The organism is Brevundimonas sp. P7753 (assembly GCF_013386595.1).
Classification (GTDB): domain Bacteria; phylum Pseudomonadota; class Alphaproteobacteria; order Caulobacterales; family Caulobacteraceae; genus Brevundimonas; species Brevundimonas bullata.
This window is the reverse complement of the sequence record NZ_JACARP010000211.1, coordinates 1-1,603: the sequence shown is the minus strand read 5'-3', so window position 1 is coordinate 1,603 and position 1,603 is coordinate 1. Positions and strand designations below refer to the sequence as shown.

The window sequence follows — 1,603 nt, the reverse complement described above, 5'->3', positions numbered from 1 at the left end:
CCAGCGTCGATCCGCAGCGCGGCGACTATGGCTATCTGATCTGGCTGCCGACCTACACCGTCAACGGCCAGCCGCACGCGGCCTGGGCGATGGCGGGGACCGGCGGCAACAAGGTGGTGATCGTGCCGGATCTGGACGTCGTCGTGGTCGTGACCACTGAGAACTACAACGTGCGCAATCCCCACGGCCTGGCCGATACGCTGATCGCGGAACACGCCCTGGCGTCGATCAACACGCGGTAGGGGCTGACTGCAGCTGCAGACAGGTCTAGTCCTTAAGGTTGTTGCGGTCCGCAGGAGCCAGCCGATGACCTTGCCTCGACAATCGAACCGCCCGCCCATCATCCTGTATCTGACCTGGATCATCCTGATCGGGGCGGCGGTGGGCGGGTTTCTGACGGGGGCGTTCAGCGTCACCTTTGTCGCGGCGGGGACCTTGCTGCTGTCGCTGGTTCCGATCTGGGTGGGGGAGAAGATCGGGGTCGCCCTGCCGACGGCCTTTGTCAGCGCCATCGCCGCCTTCCTGTGCGCCACCCTTGTGCTGGGCGAGGTCGGGGACTTCTATGAGCGCTACTGGTGGTGGGATGTGGTGCTGCACGGCGGTTCGGCGGTGGCGTTCGGGCTGGTCGGGTCCTTGCTGATGCTGATGCTGGTCAAGGGGAACCGGCTGACGGCGGCGCCCTTTACCGTGGCCTTCTTCGCCTTCTGCTTCGCCGTCATGATCGGCGCGGTGTGGGAGATCTGGGAGTTCACCCTGGACCAGCTGTTCGGGTTGAACACGCAGAAGTCCGGTCTGGTCGACACCATGTGGGACCTGATCGTCGATACGGGCGGCGCCCTGATCGGGGCGGGCGCGGGCTGGGCCTATCTGAAGGGGCGTCAGAACGGGCCGCTGACGAACGCCATTCACGCCTTTGTCGACAAGAACCGCCGCCTGTTCGGCGACGACTGAGAGATCGTCAGACCTTAGGGGGCCAGCAGGCCCTTGGCCTTGTCCGCGCTCATGACGATGTCCGGGTCCGGCTGCTTGGCCTCCAGCCCCGGGCGGCCCAACTGGTGCAGGACGTGACGAATGATGTTCAGCCGCGCCTTCTTCTTGTTGTCGGTGGCGACCACCGTCCAGGGGGCATAGTCCATATGGGTGCGTTCCAGCATCTGGTCGCGGGCGGCGGAATAATCGCTCCAGCGCGCCTGGGCCTCACCGTCCAGGGGTGAAACCTTGAAGCGTTTCAGCGGATGGGTGGTGCGCTCATCCAGCCGTCGCGACTGCTCTTCTTGCGTAATATCGAGCCACAGCTTGATGAGAATGGTGCCGGACTGGGTCAGCATGCGCTCGAAATGCGGCGCGTCGTGCAGGAAGCGTTCGTGCTGGGCCACGGTGCAAAAGCCCATGACCGCCTCGACGCCCGCGCGATTGTACCAGGAGCGGTTGAAGAAGACCGTCTCGCCCGCCGCCGGCAGGTGCGCGGTATAGCGCTGGAAATACCATTGCGACAGTTCGCGGTCGTTCGGCTTGGGCAGGGCGACGACGCGGGTCTGGCGCGGGGCCATGAACTCGGTCATCCGCTTGATCGCCCCGTCCTTGCCGGCGGCGTCGCGGCCCT

The 1,603-nt window shown here is 65.3% G+C and carries 2 protein-coding genes and 1 pseudogene; 2 read left to right on the top strand and 1 reads right to left on the bottom strand.

The annotated features are described in order from the left end of the window. Nucleotides 1–242, top strand: a pseudogene (locus HX774_RS19200) (serine hydrolase); the annotation flags it as partial. A 64-nt stretch (nucleotides 243–306) separates the two neighbouring features. Next, nucleotides 307–951 carry a hypothetical protein gene (locus tag HX774_RS19195; protein WP_218650538.1) on the top strand — a complete coding sequence of 215 codons (645 nt, stop codon included), beginning with the start codon at nucleotides 307–309 and terminating at the stop codon, nucleotides 949–951. Between the two features lie 14 nt (nucleotides 952–965). On the opposite strand, the gene HX774_RS19190 is transcribed toward HX774_RS19195, so the two are convergent. After that, nucleotides 966–1,603 (bottom strand): polyphosphate kinase 2 (locus tag HX774_RS19190; RefSeq protein ID WP_178829003.1); only part of this gene is annotated, 638 nt, incomplete at its 5' end.